A 621-nucleotide genomic window follows, 5' to 3' on the forward strand; every position below is an offset into this window, starting at 1 on the left:
TCTCGGCACCCACGACATTTTCGGAGGGCAAGCCCGCCTGCTACAGCTTTGGTCTGCGTCATATGGATTTCCATGGCGTTGCGATGACTGGCCATGGCGGGGCGTTGCGCGGCTGGCGGCTTCAGCGGCGCTATGCGCCGTCACGACGTCTTTCGGTCGTGGTGATGTTCAATCACGAAGGATCCGCGCCCGAGGCGGCCGACAAGATCACGGCAGCCGCCCTCGGGATAAAAACCGCGCCACCGAAAGCGATCGCGATCGATCCGTCATGGTGCGGACATTATCTCGACGAGACGGGTACCATGCTTTCCCTGACCGTAAGCGTCGCTGGCCCCGGCAAGATCAAGGCGCGTTTCGGCACCATGCCCGAAATCATGGAATTGGCAGACGAGACCACGGCGCGCTCGCGCCTGATGACGCTCAAGCGCACGAGCGGCGGTGTGCGGCTTGAAYGCGCCGACGAGAACCTGCAGATCGATATGGCCAAGATTGGCGGCGAGGCGAAGAAAGATGTCGCAGGACGCTACTATTCCGCCGAACTTGATGCGGAACTGGTCTGCGAGGATGCCGGTGGCGAGTTCTACATCGCCTTCGAAGGTTTMCTCGGCAAGGGCGCCATGC

1 pseudogene is annotated in these 621 nt (G+C 61.7%); it reads left to right on the forward strand.

The features are described from left to right. Positions 1-621, forward strand: a pseudogene (locus AC1D35_RS36715) (D-aminopeptidase); the annotation flags it as partial.

The organism is Rhizobium sp. P1_E6, assembly GCF_056405875.1.